This window comes from Staphylococcus gallinarum (genome assembly GCF_029774255.1).
GTDB classification, from domain to species: Bacteria; Bacillota; Bacilli; order Staphylococcales; family Staphylococcaceae; genus Staphylococcus; species Staphylococcus gallinarum.
This window is the reverse complement of record NZ_CP069082.1, coordinates 1,075,018-1,091,750: the sequence shown is the minus strand read 5'-3', so window position 1 is coordinate 1,091,750 and position 16,733 is coordinate 1,075,018. Positions and strand designations below refer to the sequence as shown.

Annotated in this window: 16 protein-coding genes and 19 tRNA genes; 2 read left to right on the top strand and 33 right to left on the bottom strand. The window is 32.7% G+C overall.

The window, feature by feature from the left end:
• Window positions 1-39 precede the first annotated feature (39 nt).
• Window positions 40-1,332 (bottom strand): dicarboxylate/amino acid:cation symporter, encoded by a 1,293-nt coding sequence (locus JN168_RS05100; RefSeq protein WP_232155091.1) that lies wholly within the window; start codon window positions 1,330-1,332, stop codon window positions 40-42.
• A gap of 317 nt (window positions 1,333-1,649) precedes the next feature.
• Here JN168_RS05100 and JN168_RS05095 point away from each other — a divergent pair, with 317 nt between their 5' ends.
• Window positions 1,650-1,865, top strand: a complete 216-nt coding sequence (locus JN168_RS05095; protein WP_042740013.1) for a hypothetical protein — start codon at window positions 1,650-1,652, stop codon at window positions 1,863-1,865.
• A gap of 180 nt (window positions 1,866-2,045) precedes the next feature.
• On the opposite strand, the gene JN168_RS05090 is transcribed toward JN168_RS05095, so the two are convergent.
• Window positions 2,046-2,669: a response regulator gene (locus JN168_RS05090; protein WP_042740012.1), complete on the bottom strand. Its 624-nt coding sequence runs from the start codon at window positions 2,667-2,669 to the stop codon at window positions 2,046-2,048.
• 2 nt (window positions 2,670-2,671) lie between these two features.
• Window positions 2,672-3,799, bottom strand: a complete 1,128-nt coding sequence (locus JN168_RS05085) for a GAF domain-containing sensor histidine kinase (protein ID WP_229367369.1) — start codon at window positions 3,797-3,799, stop codon at window positions 2,672-2,674.
• Between the two features lie 170 nt (window positions 3,800-3,969).
• Between JN168_RS05085 and JN168_RS05080 the strand changes: the two genes are divergently transcribed.
• The gene (locus tag JN168_RS05080; RefSeq protein ID WP_042740010.1) at window positions 3,970-4,797 is read left to right on the top strand and encodes an RluA family pseudouridine synthase; all 828 of its coding nucleotides are present in this window, start codon (window positions 3,970-3,972) and stop codon (window positions 4,795-4,797) included.
• 227 nt (window positions 4,798-5,024) lie between these two features.
• On the opposite strand, the gene fumC is transcribed toward JN168_RS05080, so the two are convergent.
• The 30 genes from fumC to JN168_RS04930 all read right to left on the bottom strand — a co-directional run bounded on the left by fumC (window position 5,025) and on the right by JN168_RS04930 (window position 16,733).
• On the bottom strand, window positions 5,025-6,410 hold the full coding sequence (gene fumC, locus JN168_RS05075) for a class II fumarate hydratase (protein WP_042740009.1): 1,386 nt from the start codon (window positions 6,408-6,410) through the stop codon (window positions 5,025-5,027).
• 199 nt (window positions 6,411-6,609) lie between these two features.
• Entirely contained in the window at window positions 6,610-7,023 is a 414-nt protein-coding gene (locus JN168_RS05070) for a hypothetical protein (protein WP_107642580.1), read from the bottom strand.
• A gap of 177 nt (window positions 7,024-7,200) precedes the next feature.
• Window positions 7,201-7,389, bottom strand: a complete 189-nt coding sequence (locus tag JN168_RS05065; RefSeq protein ID WP_042740007.1) for an SAS053 family DNA gyrase inhibitor — start codon at window positions 7,387-7,389, stop codon at window positions 7,201-7,203.
• Between the two features lie 21 nt (window positions 7,390-7,410).
• Window positions 7,411-8,010: a sugar phosphate isomerase family gene (locus JN168_RS05060; RefSeq protein ID WP_042740006.1), complete on the bottom strand. Its 600-nt coding sequence runs from the start codon at window positions 8,008-8,010 to the stop codon at window positions 7,411-7,413.
• 179 nt (window positions 8,011-8,189) lie between these two features.
• Complete coding sequence (trmL, locus tag JN168_RS05055; protein ID WP_042740005.1) at window positions 8,190-8,660, bottom strand: tRNA (uridine(34)/cytosine(34)/5-carboxymethylaminomethyluridine(34)-2'-O)-methyltransferase TrmL; 471 nt, start codon at window positions 8,658-8,660, stop codon at window positions 8,190-8,192.
• Between the two features lie 4 nt (window positions 8,661-8,664).
• Window positions 8,665-9,792: a tRNA epoxyqueuosine(34) reductase QueG gene (gene queG / locus JN168_RS05050; protein ID WP_107513354.1), complete on the bottom strand. Its 1,128-nt coding sequence runs from the start codon at window positions 9,790-9,792 to the stop codon at window positions 8,665-8,667.
• Between the two features lie 155 nt (window positions 9,793-9,947).
• Window positions 9,948-10,670 (bottom strand): amino acid ABC transporter ATP-binding protein, encoded by a 723-nt coding sequence (locus JN168_RS05045; protein ID WP_279526210.1) that lies wholly within the window; start codon window positions 10,668-10,670, stop codon window positions 9,948-9,950.
• A complete protein-coding gene (locus tag JN168_RS05040; protein WP_229366468.1) occupies window positions 10,663-12,126 on the bottom strand; it encodes an ABC transporter substrate-binding protein/permease in 1,464 nt (487 codons plus the stop codon). Before JN168_RS05040 ends, JN168_RS05045 begins: the two co-directional genes overlap by 8 nt.
• 168 nt (window positions 12,127-12,294) lie before the next feature.
• Window positions 12,295-13,359 carry a PTS sugar transporter subunit IIC gene (locus JN168_RS05035; protein WP_229367389.1) on the bottom strand — a complete coding sequence of 355 codons (1,065 nt, stop codon included), beginning with the start codon at window positions 13,357-13,359 and terminating at the stop codon, window positions 12,295-12,297.
• Between the two features lie 214 nt (window positions 13,360-13,573).
• The gene (locus JN168_RS05030) at window positions 13,574-13,891 is read right to left on the bottom strand and encodes a hypothetical protein (protein WP_229366469.1); all 318 of its coding nucleotides are present in this window, start codon (window positions 13,889-13,891) and stop codon (window positions 13,574-13,576) included.
• A 196-nt stretch (window positions 13,892-14,087) separates the two neighbouring features.
• Window positions 14,088-14,171, bottom strand: a tRNA-Leu gene (locus tag JN168_RS05025).
• A gap of 230 nt (window positions 14,172-14,401) precedes the next feature.
• Window positions 14,402-14,788, bottom strand: coding sequence for an aspartate 1-decarboxylase (gene panD / locus JN168_RS05020; protein WP_042740060.1), 387 nt, complete (start codon window positions 14,786-14,788; stop codon window positions 14,402-14,404).
• Window positions 14,789-15,107: 319 nt separating this feature from the next.
• Window positions 15,108-15,182 (bottom strand) — tRNA-Gly (locus JN168_RS05015).
• 15 nt (window positions 15,183-15,197) lie between these two features.
• A tRNA-Gly gene (locus JN168_RS05010) sits at window positions 15,198-15,272 on the bottom strand.
• Window positions 15,273-15,287: 15 nt separating this feature from the next.
• Window positions 15,288-15,362: transfer RNA gene (locus tag JN168_RS05005), tRNA-Gly, on the bottom strand.
• 7 nt (window positions 15,363-15,369) lie between these two features.
• Window positions 15,370-15,443: transfer RNA gene (locus tag JN168_RS05000), tRNA-Cys, on the bottom strand.
• Between the two features lie 8 nt (window positions 15,444-15,451).
• Window positions 15,452-15,523 (bottom strand) — tRNA-Gln (locus tag JN168_RS04995).
• Between the two features lie 14 nt (window positions 15,524-15,537).
• Window positions 15,538-15,610 (bottom strand) — tRNA-His (locus JN168_RS04990).
• Window positions 15,611-15,612: 2 nt separating this feature from the next.
• Window positions 15,613-15,686 (bottom strand) — tRNA-Trp (locus tag JN168_RS04985).
• 12 nt (window positions 15,687-15,698) lie between these two features.
• Window positions 15,699-15,782, bottom strand: a tRNA-Tyr gene (locus tag JN168_RS04980).
• A 6-nt stretch (window positions 15,783-15,788) separates the two neighbouring features.
• Window positions 15,789-15,864 (bottom strand) — tRNA-Thr (locus tag JN168_RS04975).
• 13 nt (window positions 15,865-15,877) lie between these two features.
• A tRNA-Phe gene (locus JN168_RS04970) sits at window positions 15,878-15,950 on the bottom strand.
• Between the two features lie 4 nt (window positions 15,951-15,954).
• Window positions 15,955-16,030: transfer RNA gene (locus JN168_RS04965), tRNA-Asp, on the bottom strand.
• A 12-nt stretch (window positions 16,031-16,042) separates the two neighbouring features.
• Window positions 16,043-16,116, bottom strand: a tRNA-Met gene (locus JN168_RS04960).
• 10 nt (window positions 16,117-16,126) lie between these two features.
• A tRNA-Ser gene (locus JN168_RS04955) sits at window positions 16,127-16,219 on the bottom strand.
• A 44-nt stretch (window positions 16,220-16,263) separates the two neighbouring features.
• A tRNA-Ser gene (locus JN168_RS04950) sits at window positions 16,264-16,356 on the bottom strand.
• A gap of 10 nt (window positions 16,357-16,366) precedes the next feature.
• Window positions 16,367-16,440 (bottom strand) — tRNA-Ile (locus JN168_RS04945).
• A gap of 26 nt (window positions 16,441-16,466) precedes the next feature.
• A tRNA-Met gene (locus JN168_RS04940) sits at window positions 16,467-16,540 on the bottom strand.
• A gap of 27 nt (window positions 16,541-16,567) precedes the next feature.
• Window positions 16,568-16,643, bottom strand: a tRNA-Ala gene (locus JN168_RS04935).
• Between the two features lie 16 nt (window positions 16,644-16,659).
• A tRNA-Pro gene (locus JN168_RS04930) sits at window positions 16,660-16,733 on the bottom strand.

The following is a 16,733-nucleotide window of genomic DNA, read 5'->3' as shown; positions in this document are numbered from 1 at the left end:
TTTCAATTGTTAACTTAATATGCTACTAGCAAAAGTTAATTATGGTTTAGCAGTGCCTTTTACTTTAGCTAGTTTCTTTTCTTCAGAGTTAGATACGATTAACGCACAAGCTGCATCCCCAGTTATATTTACTGATGTACGTGTCATATCAAGCAATCTGTCGATACCTAATATTATACCGATAGCTGCAGGGTTTAAATCGACTGCGTTTAATACCATCGCTAACATAATTAAACCCACCCCTGGTACGCCGGCTGTACCAATTGATGCCACTACTGCCACAATAACAACAGTAATTAATTGTCCGAATGTTAAATTGGCACCTGAAATTTGTGCAATAAATATTGTTGCGACCCCTTGCATAATTGCGGTACCATCCATGTTGATTGTAGCTCCAAGTGGTTGTACAAATGAAGCGATTTCTGGTCTAACTCCCATTTTTTTCGTACAATTCATGGAAACTGGTAAGGCAGCATTCGAACTTGAAGCACTAAATCCAAGTGTAATAGCAGGTATAAAACCTTTAAAAAACTTGGCAGGACTATACTTTCCAAGGAATTTTACCGCTGCACCATAAACGACAAAGAAATGAATTGCTAATGCTAACAACACGATAAAGAAATACATGCCGAGTTGTTGAATTGCACCGAAACCTGCACCAGTGAATGCATGAGCAACCAAACCAAACGTCCCAATTGGGGCAAATAAATTCATAATCATTGTAATTATAAACATCAAGACTTCATTTGTCTGATCAAATAGCCGGTAAACCGCATCAGCTTTAGAACCTACCATAATTATTCCTATACCTATAAATATCGCAAAAGTTATAATTTGCAACATATTTCCATCAGTCATGGCCTGAATTGGATTTTTTGGAAACAGATTAATTAATGTTTGATCAAAAGTTTGCTTCGCTGGTGAATCTTGTGCTTCATTTTGCTTATTTAATGTTTGTTGATAACTTGAAACATCATCACTCTTCAATAATTCAGACTTCCCTGCTCCTGGTTTAAATATAAGTGCAAGTGCGATACCAATAATAATTGCAAGCGCAGTTGTGGTTAAAAAGAATGTTATAGTCTTTAATCCAATACCACCTAATAACTTTGGATCCCCTACTCCAACTACACCTAATACAATAGAAACAAATACGACTGGGACAACTAACATAAATATTAAATTCAAGAAGATTTGTCCAATAACATTAAAAAAGTACTTATCAATATTAGTTACAAATGCTGAACCTTCAAACATATTAAAAATTGATCCTGCAGTGATACCTAATACCAAAGCAATAACAATCCTTAATGAAAGATTTTTTGTTTTCATAGCAACATCCCCTTTGCTTTATTACTCTTCATTATATAGTAAATATACACAAATTAAAGTATTTTTTCAGAAAATTAAAAAAATAAAATTGCATGTTGCTATTTTTCATTTACTAACACTATAATTTAAAAATTAAAACTAACATCATGCTATTACACCTATTCCTATTACTATCAATGTTTGAACAGCATGATAGAATTCAGTATATTATTCCACAAAAAATAATAGTAATTATATACTATTTTCAAATTTTCAAATGCAATATGTTTTGCAAAGTTATATAATCTTAATTATAAAATTAAGAGGAAGTAACTAATATGGGATTAACATTGATGATTTTAGCATTTTTACTATTTTGTTTAGTTATTGCAATTATTGTATTATTATCAATATTTAACTTAACTAATTTAGGTAAAAATTTTGCAATTATTGCACTTATAATTTTAATGATTTCGATTATTTTTCTATATGAAAAAGGGTCCAGTATAAGAAAAACTGAAATTGATCCTCTAGAATATAGTGAAAAATTTTAAGCATTAATATTTTTATTTATCTCATTTCCTTACTAATAAGTAATTGGAAACTAAATCGAATAACCAACAAAAAGTAGTAATCCGTATAAACATTGATGGATTACTACTTTTTCGCTTTCACTTACTGAATATTATTTTTTATAAAATATAGAACAACTTTTAACAAGTATAATTTGTACTTTAAATCAAATTATTTTGCATTGCATAAATGGCAGCCTGTGTTCGGTCTCCTACTTCTAATTTACTAAATATATGACTAACATGTGTTTTTACAGTCTTTTCTGAAACAAATAAGGTTTCTGCAATTTCCTTATTTGTTTTACCTTTAACCATTTCCTTCAACACTTCTGACTCTCTGTTTGATAACTTATTTGTAAAATGTGGTTTTTTCCTTACTGATTCAATAACACTCTGTGCTTGAGGATGAATTATTTTTTCTCCAGCTATAACACTTTTAATCGTTTCAATTAGCTGTTTTGGTTCTACATCTTTCATTTCATATCCATCTGCGCCTTTATCGATTGCTGAAATTACATGTTCATCATCTACATAACTCGTCAATACCAGAATTTTAACTTCTGGATATTGTTGTTTCATAATTTCGGTAATTTCAATACCATTCATTTCAGGCATTACCAGATCTAACAACACTAGATCTGGTAATTCATTTTCCTCCAGATACTTAAAAAATGTATTTCCATCAGAAAATCCACCAATTACTTCTATATCTTCAACTGTAGACAGTAAAAATTCTAATCCTTGTCTTACAATATGATGATCATCTACTAATATTATACGGTACATGTCTAACTTCCTTTCACATTCGTCAAAGGAACATTGATTTCTATCGTAGTTCCTACTTTGGGTTCAGAAATAATATTTAATTTGCCATCAATTACTTTGGCCCTCTGTCTCATATTACTTATTCCATGAGACTGGTATATATTTGTGGATTGTACATCGAAGCCACAACCATTATCTTTCACTGTCACAACAATATAATCGCCTTGTTGATTTAGTATTAATTCTACAATGTTAGACTTACTATGCTTTTGAGTATTGTTTATTGCTTCTTGAATAATTCTATATAAATTTTCTTCAATCATATTAGGTAAATTAATTAAACCATCAACATGGACCTGTAAATCAATTTGTAATATATCACTATAATTTTTCAACGCTTTAATTAATCCATGTTCTAATCCAACTGGTTTTAATTGCCAAATTAATGCTCGCATCTCATTAACAGCTTGTTGACTCGTTTCTTCTATAACTTTAAAAGCTTGTTTTGAAACAGATTCTTGGCTCATTTCATTGGCTGCATGTGCTGTTAACTTTACTGAGAATAACATTTGATTTACCGAATCGTGTAAATCTCTTGCTAATCTATTACGTTCACTCACTCTAGCCGCTTCTTTTTCTTGATCTGTCAATAGTATACGCTTAATTGCAGAACCAATTTGAAAAGCTACAGATTCTAATAATTCCAAGTCTTCCTCACTATAATGACTTGTATGTGGTGTTGCAACATTTAATAATCCAAATAATTCTTCACCTGACCTTAAAGGCACTGTAGCATGATGTGTAATACCATTGGTTTCTTCATGGTATGCATGATTCGCAAGATTAATTCTTGAGCAATTTATAATATTTGAAGCCTTAGTTAAGCGCTTATTATGATAAGCTTTTACACACCAACATGAACCTTCCTTCATATATTTACAATTATGTTTGGATAATGCTCCCGGTAATTCAATATCTGAAACTAATTCATGTTGTCCTGATTCATCAATAAAGAAAATCCATCCAGTAGTAAAATCACTACCATTTATTAGTGACTTTAGCGCACCATTTAGCATCGTATATGTTTCAGTTTCTTCATTTAAAAACTCTGCAATTTCCTTTAATAATGCCAATCTCGTTGGTTTTTCCATTTAACCATTCCTCTTTTTACGAAATCACTTATATTACCTATTTTATGCTATGACTTGAAATTTACACAAGCATAGCGTTTAAATTAATAGATTTTGAGAAATTGAAAAGAACAATATTTTTAAATAGTCGTATGTGGTATGATTAATAGTGATAAATTGAGGAGGATACTATGAAATTTGAAATCCCAAGTAAATATAATGCATTAACATTAAGAGAAATATTCCAAAGTTTGCATTTACCGAAAAAAGATTTGCATAATTTAAATATGTCAAAAGAAATAACACTAAATGGTGAAGCAGCAACCTTAATGACTAAGGTACAAACTGGTGATATCGCTTATATTCCTACACCAGAAGAAAAGAGTAATTACGTACCTAGTTATCGCTTTGCTCAAATCTATTTTGAGGATGATGATATTGCAATTGTTATGAAACCTAAAGGTGTTAAAACACATCCAAATGATTTAAAAGAAAGTAACACATTGATGAATCATGTTATTTATACTATCAAAAGTGACTATGTAGAGCCTATACATAGATTGGACCAAGAAACAGTAGGATTATTAATTGTTGCTAAAAATCCATTAATGAAGAAAATTCTTGATCGCATGTTAGAAGAAAATGAGATTAATCGTATTTATAAAGCAAATGTTCACAGTCTATTACCAATTAAGCCACAAACGATAGATAAACCTATTGGTAAAGATAAATTTCATTCAAATCGACGTCGTGTTTCACCAACTGGGCAACGTGCTATCACACATATCTTAAGCTCTAAAATGGTTAAAGAAGGTGTTTGTGAATTAGAATTAAAACTAGATACCGGGAGAACACACCAAATTCGTGTTCATCTTGCTGAAATTGGTCATCCAGTAATCGGCGATCCATTATATGGTGACTCTACTTTGAGACAATTACAACTAAATAGTTACAAAATTGAATTTACACATCCACTTACACAAGAACAAATTTCTATTAGCTTAGATGATGAATTATAATTGATTTATTACCTATAAAAATTCAAATATTACTGTGTAGAATAAATTTTCAAACATTAATAATCGACAATTTCTATTAACACACTATAGAAATTGTCGATTATTTTTGTACAAAAAATTTAGAGCAAATCCAAATTTTCGGATTTGCTCTATTATTCATCGATACTTATTTATGTTCTTACTTTAAGTTAGTAAAGTTATAGCTTAATTTACACTATATAATGTTATTATTTTGGTTCAACCATATCTTCAGGTTTTATCCATGCTTCAAATTGTTCTTCTGTTACATAGCCAGATTGAATTGCAGATTCTTTTAACGTTAAACCTTCTCTATGTGCCTTTTTAGCAATTTTCGCAGCATTTTCATAACCAATATGAGGATTTAATGCTGTAACTAACATTAATGATTGATTTAAATAATTATCAATATTTTCTGCGATAGGTTCAATACCAATAGCACAATTATCATTAAATGTTTGCATACCATCAGCTAATAAATAAATTGATTGTAATGTGTTGTGTAAGATGACTGGTTTGTAGACATTTAACTCAAAGTTCCCTTGTGAACTAGCAATACCTACTGCAGTATCGTTACCCATAACTTGTACAGATACCATTGTTAACATTTCACATTGTGTTGGGTTCACTTTACCAGGCATAATTGATGAACCTGGTTCATTTTCTGGAATCGAAATTTCTGCTAAACCAGCTCTTGGACCTGATGCTAACCATCTAACATCATTAGCAATTTTCATTAAGTCTGTTGCTAAAGCTTTTAATGAACCATGCAATTGTACAACTTCATCATGAGCAGTTAACGCATGGAATTTATTTTCAGATGATACAAATGGATAGCCTGTATTTTCAGAAATGAATTTAGCAACTTTATCACCAAACTCAGGGTGTGCATTGATCCCTGTGCCTACCGCTGTACCACCAATTGCCAGATTTAAAATATGAGCTTTTGACTCACTTAACAATGTTTCACATTTATCTAACATATAACGCCATCCACTTATTTCTTGTCCTAATCTAATAGGTGTAGCGTCTTGTAAATGTGTGCGTCCAATTTTAATAATGTCATTAAATTTTTCTTCTTTTTCTTTAAATGTGTTGCGCAAATTATTTAAAGCGGGTTCTAATTTAGTTTCAACTTCATTATACAATGCGACATGCATTGCAGTTGGAAATGTATCATTAGAACTTTGTGATTTATTCACATCATCATTTGGGTGAATTGTTTCATCGCTACCATTCTCTTTTAAATAAGCATTAGCCACAAAACTTACAACTTCATTGACGTTCATATTGCTTTGTGTACCACTTCCCGTTTGCCATACAACTAGAGGGAAATGTTCATCTAATTCCTTGTTTAAAATACGATCGCAGGCATGTACGATTGCATCTTTTTTAGCATCAGAAATTTTTCCTAATTCGTGATTTGCTAAAGCAGCACCTCTTTTAAGTTGTGCAAATCCGTATACGACTTCAATAGGCATTTGCTCTTTACCTACTGGGAAATTACGTTTACTTCTTTCTGTTTGTGCACCCCAGTATTTATCTGCAGGTACTTCAATTTCACCAAATGTATCATGTTCAATTCTTACTGACATTACAAATTCTCCCCTTTATCTTTACTATGTTCAATTGTAGTATATCATTATTTAATTTACTGGGGCAATCGTATTATATAGCGTTTTCATAAACTTTTAATTTGCATTTAATCATTACTATAATTCTAGATTTCACTGTAAAAAAAAACGCTATTTACATTTGAATATGTAAATAACGCTGTTTATTTATTCGCTATCTTTAATCTTTAACTATTTGTATATCTTTAAAATGCGCTTTTGCAGCTTGAATAACACCAATCGCAGTAAGAATTAACAATATTGCACCTATAATCATCGTTGCTGGACTAATCAAGACTAACATGCCTAATATTCCATCTAAACTGTTATAAAATGAACCCAGCGGTTTAAATAAAACCACAGTGACTAAAATACAACATATCACACTAATAATGACTCCAGTTTGATTACTTTTTACAAAGGTTGAAGCATTTACTTGATCAACTAATCCCTTTGATAAATTAATTTGTAACTTTATTATTTTGAATAATATTGGTAAATATAGTGCGCCTATTGCCATAGGAAACCCTTTAATTGAAATTAAACTTATAATGGCTGCACTAATCATAAAAACTTTCCAATACTTACTTAACATAGGTACGTATCTCCTTATAATAAATCGAATTGCTCTAATCATAACATATTCAAATTTAACATTGCATAACTTTTTTAGGAATGAACGAGGTCATAGCCAACAAATAAAAATCCTACCAACATAAAAGTTAGTAGGATTTAGTTCATTTTATTAACAAAATATCAGTTAAACTAGTAATTAATGAGCATCATCAGATAAATCTGAACGCACCTTTGAATCATGAGATTGATTTAACTTCTCTTCATCATTTTGTTCAGATATTTGTTCCATTTCTTTTCCTAATTCAACAACATCTTCGTAATCATCAACCATTTCATTATCTGCTTGATGTTCTAGTTTTTTTGAAAATTTATTTTTGTCGGTCATTTCCATCACCCATTTATACTTTTAAGCAAAACGTGCAGTAAAGTAGTGTCTAACATCCTCAGGTAGACCTTGAGCTGCCGCTTCATCTAAAACGACATTTACCATTCTATGTGCTTTTAAATCTGAAGGTTCGAAACTTGTTTTACCATTTTCTTCATATAGTTTATGCACTAATTCTTGCTTCTCACTACCTGTTATTACTAAAATAATTTCACGTGCAGAGAATAAACCTTGTCTAACACTAATATCTAAATTACCATTTGTATCAATAGATAATACTTGTGTGATAAGTTTACCTTTGTTTTCTTTCGTTTTAATTTTGTCACCAATAAATGATTCTGTATCCTCATTAAAAGATACTTCATAAATTTGACCTTCTGGTACGCCTAGAGCTTCATAAAATGATTTATTGTTGTCATAATCTAAAATATTAATTTGACTAAAATCAACTGCATGTTTATCTACATTCTTTTTCAATTCATCTAATACTGGTGAATTATCTTTAGAAAGGTGTACACCTGCAATTGTTGTAGGATTGTTGTTAAATTGCTTTCTTAAAATATCTGCTGTATATTCAGCTACAATGTTTTCATTTTTTAAAATTTTAAAATTCATTGCCATAGTAATTACACTCCTCTTATTCTATTCAGACACGTTCTAGCATTATTTTTTATTACCCTTGTTGTTACAGTCATAAACAACCTTGAATACCTTCAAAAAATTTCATTTATAAAAATTTTCAAAGTCTTACGTCTATTATACAAATGTCGAGCAATATTTTCATTCATTTACTAAAATTATTAAATTAAATCAGGAAAATTTTGTTGTCTTAATGCTTCGTAGATTAATAATGAAGCTGTATTAGATAAATTTAATGATCTAATATTGTCATTCATTGGAATACGCAACGCCGTTTCATGGTATTCTTCCTTAACCCAATCGGGCAAACCTGTTGTTTCTCTTCCAAAAATAAAGAAATGATCTTTTTCAATATCTGTAAAGTCAAAATCAGAATACGTCTTCTTGCCAAACTTTGTTATTAAATAGTATGTACCTTCTGTTGACTCAAAAAAAGCCTCAATACTTTCATGATAAGTAATATTGACTGAATCCCAATAATCAAGCCCTGCACGCTTTAGCATTTTATCGTCTGTACTAAATCCCAATGGCTTAATTAAGTGTAAGTTTGTGTACGTACCAGCACAAGTTCTTGCAATACTCCCTGTATTACCTGGTATTTCTGGTTGAAATAATACAATATGATTTGTCATTCTGTTATTCGCTCCTCATTTCCAGTCCTTTTATCATTTCTTGTTGGACTTCTTCAATTTCTTTGTCATAATGTGCTTCTATAAAAGGTCTAGCTAGTTCTCCTTGTATTTGGCCAATCGCCCAATATGCCGTTGCACGAATCATTGGTCTTGGATCCTCAAGCGCAACATCTTGTAATTCAGGTATAGCAGACTCTTCCTTAAAATGTGCTAATGCAATAATTGCATTTCTTTGTATTGGTTTTTTACCTCTCCACGCTCCAGCTAGATGACCATAAGTATTTTTAAATTCTTTATTACTCATTTTCAATAACGGTACAAGTCTAGGCTTTAATATTTCTGGTTCTAGCACAATATCATCATGCTGTGTATTAATGCCTCTATTTCTAGGACAAACTTGTTGGCACGTATCACAACCATATAAGCGATTACCTATTTTATAACGATATTCATCCTGCAAATAACCTTTTGTTTGAGTCAAAAAGCTGATACATTTTTGACTATTCAGCTGTCCGTCTCCTACAAGTGCACCAGTAGGACATCGATCAACACATAGCGTACATTCGCCACAACTGTCTAGCAGTGGATCATCAGGTTCAAATGGAATACTAACTAACATTTCTCCTAAATAAGTCCAAGTACCCAAATCAGGATTAATAACAAAACCGTTTCGACCAACGTAACCTAAGCCTGCTCTTTCTGCAACTGCTCTATCGGATAAGACACCCGTATCAACCATTGATTTGATTTCTACATCTTTCACTCTTGACTGTAAATATTCCGATAATTTATCTAACCTATTACGCATAATAGAATGATAATCTTGTCCCCAAGATGCGCGTGCAAACATACCTCTTCGATCTCCTCGAACACTTTTTGGAGCACCTTTTAATTTATTTGGATATCCAACAGCAATCGCAATGATAGATCTTGCAGTAGGTAACGTTAACTTTGGTTCTGTTCTTAAATTAATATCTGATTCTTCAAACCCAGATGCATAACCTTTAGCATGGTAATCTACAAGCTTTTGTTTCAGTTCATCAAAAGGATCTGCCGTCGTAAATCCTATACTATCTATACCAATTGAATGTGCATAGTCAATAACATCTTGCTTTAATTGCTTTAAATCGATTTTTTACACCCCACATCAAAACATACATCCTACATTTTAACATAATCGTATCAAATTGAACGTCTATAAATCTCACTTTATTAAAATTTATAATAAAAAAATAGTTAATACTTGGTCTAGAATTAAACCTGTGTATTAACTACTTTTTATTTAACTTATAGAACACGCGCTAAAAAGTTTTTAGTTCGTTCGTGCTGCTGATTTTCAAATATTTCATGTGGATTACCTGATTCGACGATGACACCATCAGCCATAAAGACTACTTTATCACTGACATCTCTTGCAAAGTTCATCTCATGCGTTACAACAACCATAGTCATGCCTTCTTTTGCTAGATCTTTCATAACCTTCAACACATCACCAACTACTTCTGGATCGAGGGCTGATGTTGGTTCATCAAATAATAATACTTCTGGATTCATTGCCAACGCTCTCGCAATAGCTACCCTTTGTTTCTGTCCACCTGACAATTGTGCTGGATAAGCATCTGCTTTATCTTCTAATCCAACTTTTTTCAATAATGCTTGTGCCTCCTGTTTCAAATTGGCCTGTGAACCTTTTTTTAATAAACTAGGTGCTAAAATTATATTATCTATGACCTTCTTATGTGGAAATAAATTAAAGTTTTGAAACACCATACCCATTTGTTGTCTTAATTTTTCTAATTCTGTATGTTTACTATTTAATTTATTTTCTTTAATAAGTACATCTCCACTCGTTGGTGTCTCTAATAAATTCATACAACGTAACAAAGTGCTTTTACCACTACCAGAGGGACCAATAATCGCTACAACTTCACCTTTATCTATTGTTAAATCAATACCTTTTAATACTTCGTTTTTTCCAAAAGATTTATATAAGTTTTTAATATTAATCACTGACTTTCAATCTCCCTTCGAAGAAATACATTACTCTAGATAACGTAAACGTAAGTATAAAGTATAAGATAGCTGCTACAATTAAAGGTGTGAAAGGATCGAATGATGCACCTTGAACTACTTGTGCGTTAAACATAATCTCACTAACACCAATTACTGATACAATTGATGATTCTTTAATAACAGTTACAAATTCGTTACCTAATGCAGGTAATATATTCTTTATCGCTTGAGGTAAAATAACGGACTTCATTGTTTGACCGTAACTAAGCCCTAAACTACGTGCTGCTTCAGTTTGTCCCTTATCAACTGCATTGATACCTGCTCTAATAATTTCTGCAATATAAGCTGAACAGTTAATCACTAGCGCAATCATCCCACAAATTAAAGCTGAAATATCTAAGCCTAATACTGCAGTAGTACCAAAATACACTAAAAATACTTGTACTAATAAAGGTGTACCTCTTAAAAATTCTATATACGTAGAAGCTAACCATCTTAATGGTTTCACTTTGCTCAATTTAAGCAACGCAATCATTGCTCCAAATACTGTACCTAACAACACTCCTACAATTGATATTAATATTGTATTTTTAATCCCTTTTAGGAAGAAACTACCATATTTTGTAATGAAGTTCCCATCATCTTTTTTCATAGCTTCTGCTGCTTTTTCTTTATAATCTGCAATTAATCCTTTATCTTTAACATCTTTTATTGAACTATTTAATTTATTCATTAATACTGGTGAATTTTTTGGAACTGCAATAGCTGTATTCTTCGTTCCTTCATTAAATTTGACTCCATCAGCAAATTGTAAATCATTATTCTGTTTCAAATAAGCTTCAGCTACTGGTCCTTCGATTACCATACCATCAACTTTCCCACTTTTAAGTGACATGATAACTTCAGGTACTCTTGTTAATGATTGTACTTGCGCATTTTCAATTTCATTTTGAGCAATTGTTTCTTGCTGTGTTTGCTTTTGCACACCTATCTTTTTATTAGCAAAATCATCTATCGTTTTAAGATGATCAGCTTCTGACTTTTTAATAATCATCTTTTGAGTAACTGACATATAAGGATCAGAAAAATCCACTTCTTTCTTTCTCTCCGGTGTTGGTGTCATCCCAGAAATAATTAAATCAATTTTCCCTGTTTTGATAGCACCTAATAAACTATCAAATTGCATATTTACAATCTTTAATTTTAAATTATTATCTTTTGCTATTTTCTTTGCTAATTCTATATCAATTCCTGCATATTCACTTTTGCCATTTACATTATGTTCAAATTCATATGGCGCATAGTCTGCAGATAGCCCCACTCTTAATTCTCCACGCTTTTTAATTTTTTCCCAATGATCATCTTGTGCTGCTTGTGCCTCAGGATTTATGTAGGTAAAAATTGCGCTTACGAATACAACAAAGACTAACATAAGCTTCCCTAGTTGTTTCATATTCTAAACCCCTCTCTATATAATTTATTATTATACACATTAACGTAATATTATTCAATATTAATTTTTAATTAACGCTAACTACAGCCTATATAAAATAAAAATGAGTTAATATGCAATATTTGTGTATAAAAAAAGGTCTAATTTATTAAATTAGACCTTATAATACTAACTTTTAGGAATTTCAAATTTATATATTTCATCTGTATAGCTATAAATAAACTTTTTACATAATTCATGTACAAAGAATGCTGAAACAAAAGGAATTATTAAGTATCCAAAGATTAATAACACAATATTCATTGTTGGGTCTCCAGACATCCTATTAAAAGCATTTATCGGACCTACTAAACCAGTATATCCAAATCCTGCCGACATAGGTGTTCCTTTTATTCCAATAAAGTAAGCTACAATACCACCTATAACGCCGTTTATGATTAAAGGTATTGCAATGATTAAATGTTTAAAGTAAACAGGAATCATCATTTTTGCTGCTCCGATGATTAGTACTAAATTTACACCGGCAGCATTTACTCTCAATGATCCAAATAAAAACGTCACACATGCTGCTACAATACCCATATTTGCTGCTCCACTACCTAATCCAGATAAACCTATCGCAGTTGCAATAGCAACAACAGAAATTGGTGTAACCATTAATAATGAATAAGTAACACATATCAATATAGACATAATCAAAGGATTAAATTCAGTAAATGTACTAACAACATGGCCAATACCCTTTGTAACCTTTGAAACATAGCCTAATGTATAAAGTCCTACAACTCCACTAATTACAGGAATCAAAACTGGGAGTATCAACATCTCTAGTGATCCTAGTTTATTTTGTAAAATTAAATATAAAAAACACGCTACAATAACTACTAAAATCGTATTAATAATATCCCCTATACCATTTAAAACGAAACCATTTGAAGTAACTTTAACAGCACCACTACCTAACATTGCTGAAACACCTATCATAGCTGCTCCAGGACCATTAAATCGGAATTGATGCGCTGCCAAAATACCAATAATAAATGCCATAAAAGACTGTATTAATACAACGAGTTGATAAATACTTTCTAATAATTGATTACCTTCTTTAAAGAATTTAAGTAATTCACCTAATAAGGCATTTGGTATTAATGCAATAACAACACCAGTACCTACAGCCTGTAATATATTACTAAAAAACTGTTTTCCACTATGATTACTCGTTTGTTTTGACATATTTTTTCCCATCTAATATTCTTCCTCCAAATATAACAATAGACTTATAATATTATATTTTACATCAAACCACAATATTTACTTTTAAGATTAATTTAATGTGAAAAATCCAGCTATACAACAAATAAAATGCCGATCTACTTGAGTAGATCAGCATTATTTAAAATAGATTTCAATTGAAGTTAAAAGGATTTAAAAAAATCTCACTTCAACATTATATATTTAAACGATATAGTATCTTCGAAGATAATTGTGAGTCATCAACTAGTTGTTCATTAATTATATTGTTCTTTTTATTCGAAAGTTTAACAGAAATATAATCGCCCACATGCATACTTTCTTGCAAATCATCAGACACTCTTAGATGCTCAATAATATCTCCTTTGTCACTAACTAAATTACTAACAATGCCCTGATTATTTTCAACCTTACCATAATAGATTGTAGATTTATCATCTAGTAAAAATATAAATAACAACACAATTATAAATATTAATAAAAAATAACCGGTTATCATAGATGTTCTCATCATAAGCTGTCACCTCAAATTATTATATTAACTGAGTTGTGATAAAAATAAATCAGACTAAAGCATTATAAAATAGCTCTTATATCCATAAAGTGACCAAAATATTTGAATTTTATTTATAGTAAAGCAATGTATAAAAAAAGAACCCCTTTGTTAAGGGGTTCTCTATTACCGTTGATGGCTAATGTTAGCCTAGTTATACCGGCGGTCGGGGTCGAACCGACACTCCAATGAAGGAACGGGATTTTGAGTCCCGCGCGTCTGCCAATTCCGCCACGCCGGCCTGATATTATCAGGTAATTGGTATTGATACATCAAATTATAAAACGTATCAACTCGAAATAGCATAAATATATTATATTACGCTAAGCTTTTGTCGTCAATAGTAAACAAAACAAAATAGCATAATAATAACACTTTTGATGTATTTTTAACCATTATAAGTTATTTTAATGTCACCTTTTAACAAATTAAAAATCACACTTAAAAATTTACAAGTGTGATTCAAATAAATTATTCTAAAATAGTCTGATTTTCTTTTTCATGTAACATTTGAGTAATTTCATTATATTCATTTAAAACGGCTACTTTTGGTTCATGATGTTCAATTTCTTCTTCGTTTAATTGAGCATATGTCATGATGATAACGACATCATCAACTTCAACTAATCGTGAAGCAGCACCATTTAAACAAATTTTTCCACTTCCTCTTTCCCCTTCTATTACATATGTTTCAAAGCGAGCACCATTATTATTATTCACAATGGCTACTTTTTCATTAGCTAATATATCAACAGCATCAAGTATATCTTTATCAATAGTAATACTACCTACATAATTCAAATTAGATTCAGTTACTCGTGCTCGGTGTATCTTTGAATTCATTAATGTTCTGATCATTATTTAATCTCTCCTATTTCATATTACTTTTTCGTAGTTACAAGTATCGGCGACTATCATATAATACCACCAACATTTTCAACGAAACGTTGTTCAATGTCTTATTGAGTGCATTTAAATCGATCATAAATTAAGAGAAATTCCACAATAAAATCATTAATTCCCATAAATTACCAATTCACAATCGTACAAAAACATCATTAAAGTAAAACAACACAAATACATAAATATTTCCATTCTCTAAATTTCAATATATATTTTCTAAACTATGTATACTTAAAAAAGGGTAAAAAAAAACTCCCATATCTGGAAGAAAAAATGGAGCGGAAGATAGGACTTACACCTACACCTCGTTCCGGGAAGGAACGTGTTCTAAAAGTTGAACTACTCCCGCATGGGATTATAAATATGGAGCGGAAGGTAGGACTTACACCTACACCTCGTTCCGGGAAGGAACGTGTTCTAAAAGTTGAACTACTCCCGCATGGGATTATAAATATGGAGCGGAAGATAGGACTTACACCTATACCTCATTCCGGGAAGGAATGTGTTCTAAAAGTTGAACTACTCCCGCATATTCATGGAGGCGGCAACCGGATTTGAACCGGTGATAAAGGTTTTGCAGACCTCTGCCTTACCACTTGGCTATGCCGCCAATACTAACTGGGCTAGCTGGATTCGAACCAGCGCGTGACGGAGTCAAAGTCCGTTGCCTTACCGCTTGGCTATAGCCCATTAATAATATTAAGGGCGGCTGATGGGAATCGAACCCACGAGTGTCGGAACCACAATCCGATGCGTTAACCACTTCGCCACAGCCGCCATGGCAGGGACAGTAGGAATCGAACCCACATCAAAGGTTTTGGAGACCTCTATTCTACCGTTGAACTATGTCCCTATAAAAAATAAATGGTGGAGGGGGGCAGATTCGAACTGCCGAACCCGAAGGAGCGGATTTACAGTCCGCCGCGTTTAGCCACTTCGCTACCCCTCCAAAAACTGGTGCCGGCCAGAGGACTTGAACCCCCAACCTACTGATTACAAGTCAGTTGCTCTACCAATTGAGCTAGGCCGGCTTGTATAATAAAATGGTTCAGGACAGAGTCGAACTGCCGACACATGGAGCTTCAATCCATTGCTCTACCAACTGAGCTACTGAACCATAATGGCGGTCCCGACGGGAATCGAACCCGCGATCTCCTGCGTGACAGGCAGGCGTGTTAACCGCTACACTACGGGACCAAAAAGATAAAATTGCGGGAGGCGGATTTGAACCACCGACCTTCGGGTTATGAGCCCGACGAGCTACCGAACTGCTCCATCCCGCGTTAATATTAATGGCGGAGGAAGAGGGATTCGAACCCCCGCGAGCCGTTAAGCTCCTGTCGGTTTTCAAGACCGATCCCTTCAGCCAGACTTGGGTATTCCTCCAAAAATATTAGGTAATAAATTATATTTAATTTTAATTTTAAAAATGGCGGAGGAAGAGGGATTCGAACCCCCGCGGGCCGTTAAGCCCCTGTCGGTTTTCAAGACCGATCCCTTCAGCCGGACTTGGGTATTCCTCCAAAAATTATATGGACCTTGCAGGACTCGAACCTGCGACCGAACGGTTATGAGCCGTTAGCTCTAACCAACTGAGCTAAAGGTCCTAAATATAATTTACAACTAATAATAGTGGCGGTGGAGGGGATCGAACCCCCGACCTCACGGGTATGAACCGTACGCTCTAGCCAGCTGAGCTACACCGCCGTTGTAATTTAGTTTCTTTAGTAAAAATGGTGGAGACTAGCGGGATCGAACCGCTGACCTCCTGCGTGCAAAGCAGGCGCTCTCCCATCTGAGCTAAGCCCCCATTATTCATTGGGTTATCGGGAAGACAGGATTCGAACCTGCGACCCCTTGGTCCCAAACCAAGTGCTCTACCAAGCTGAGCTACTTCCCG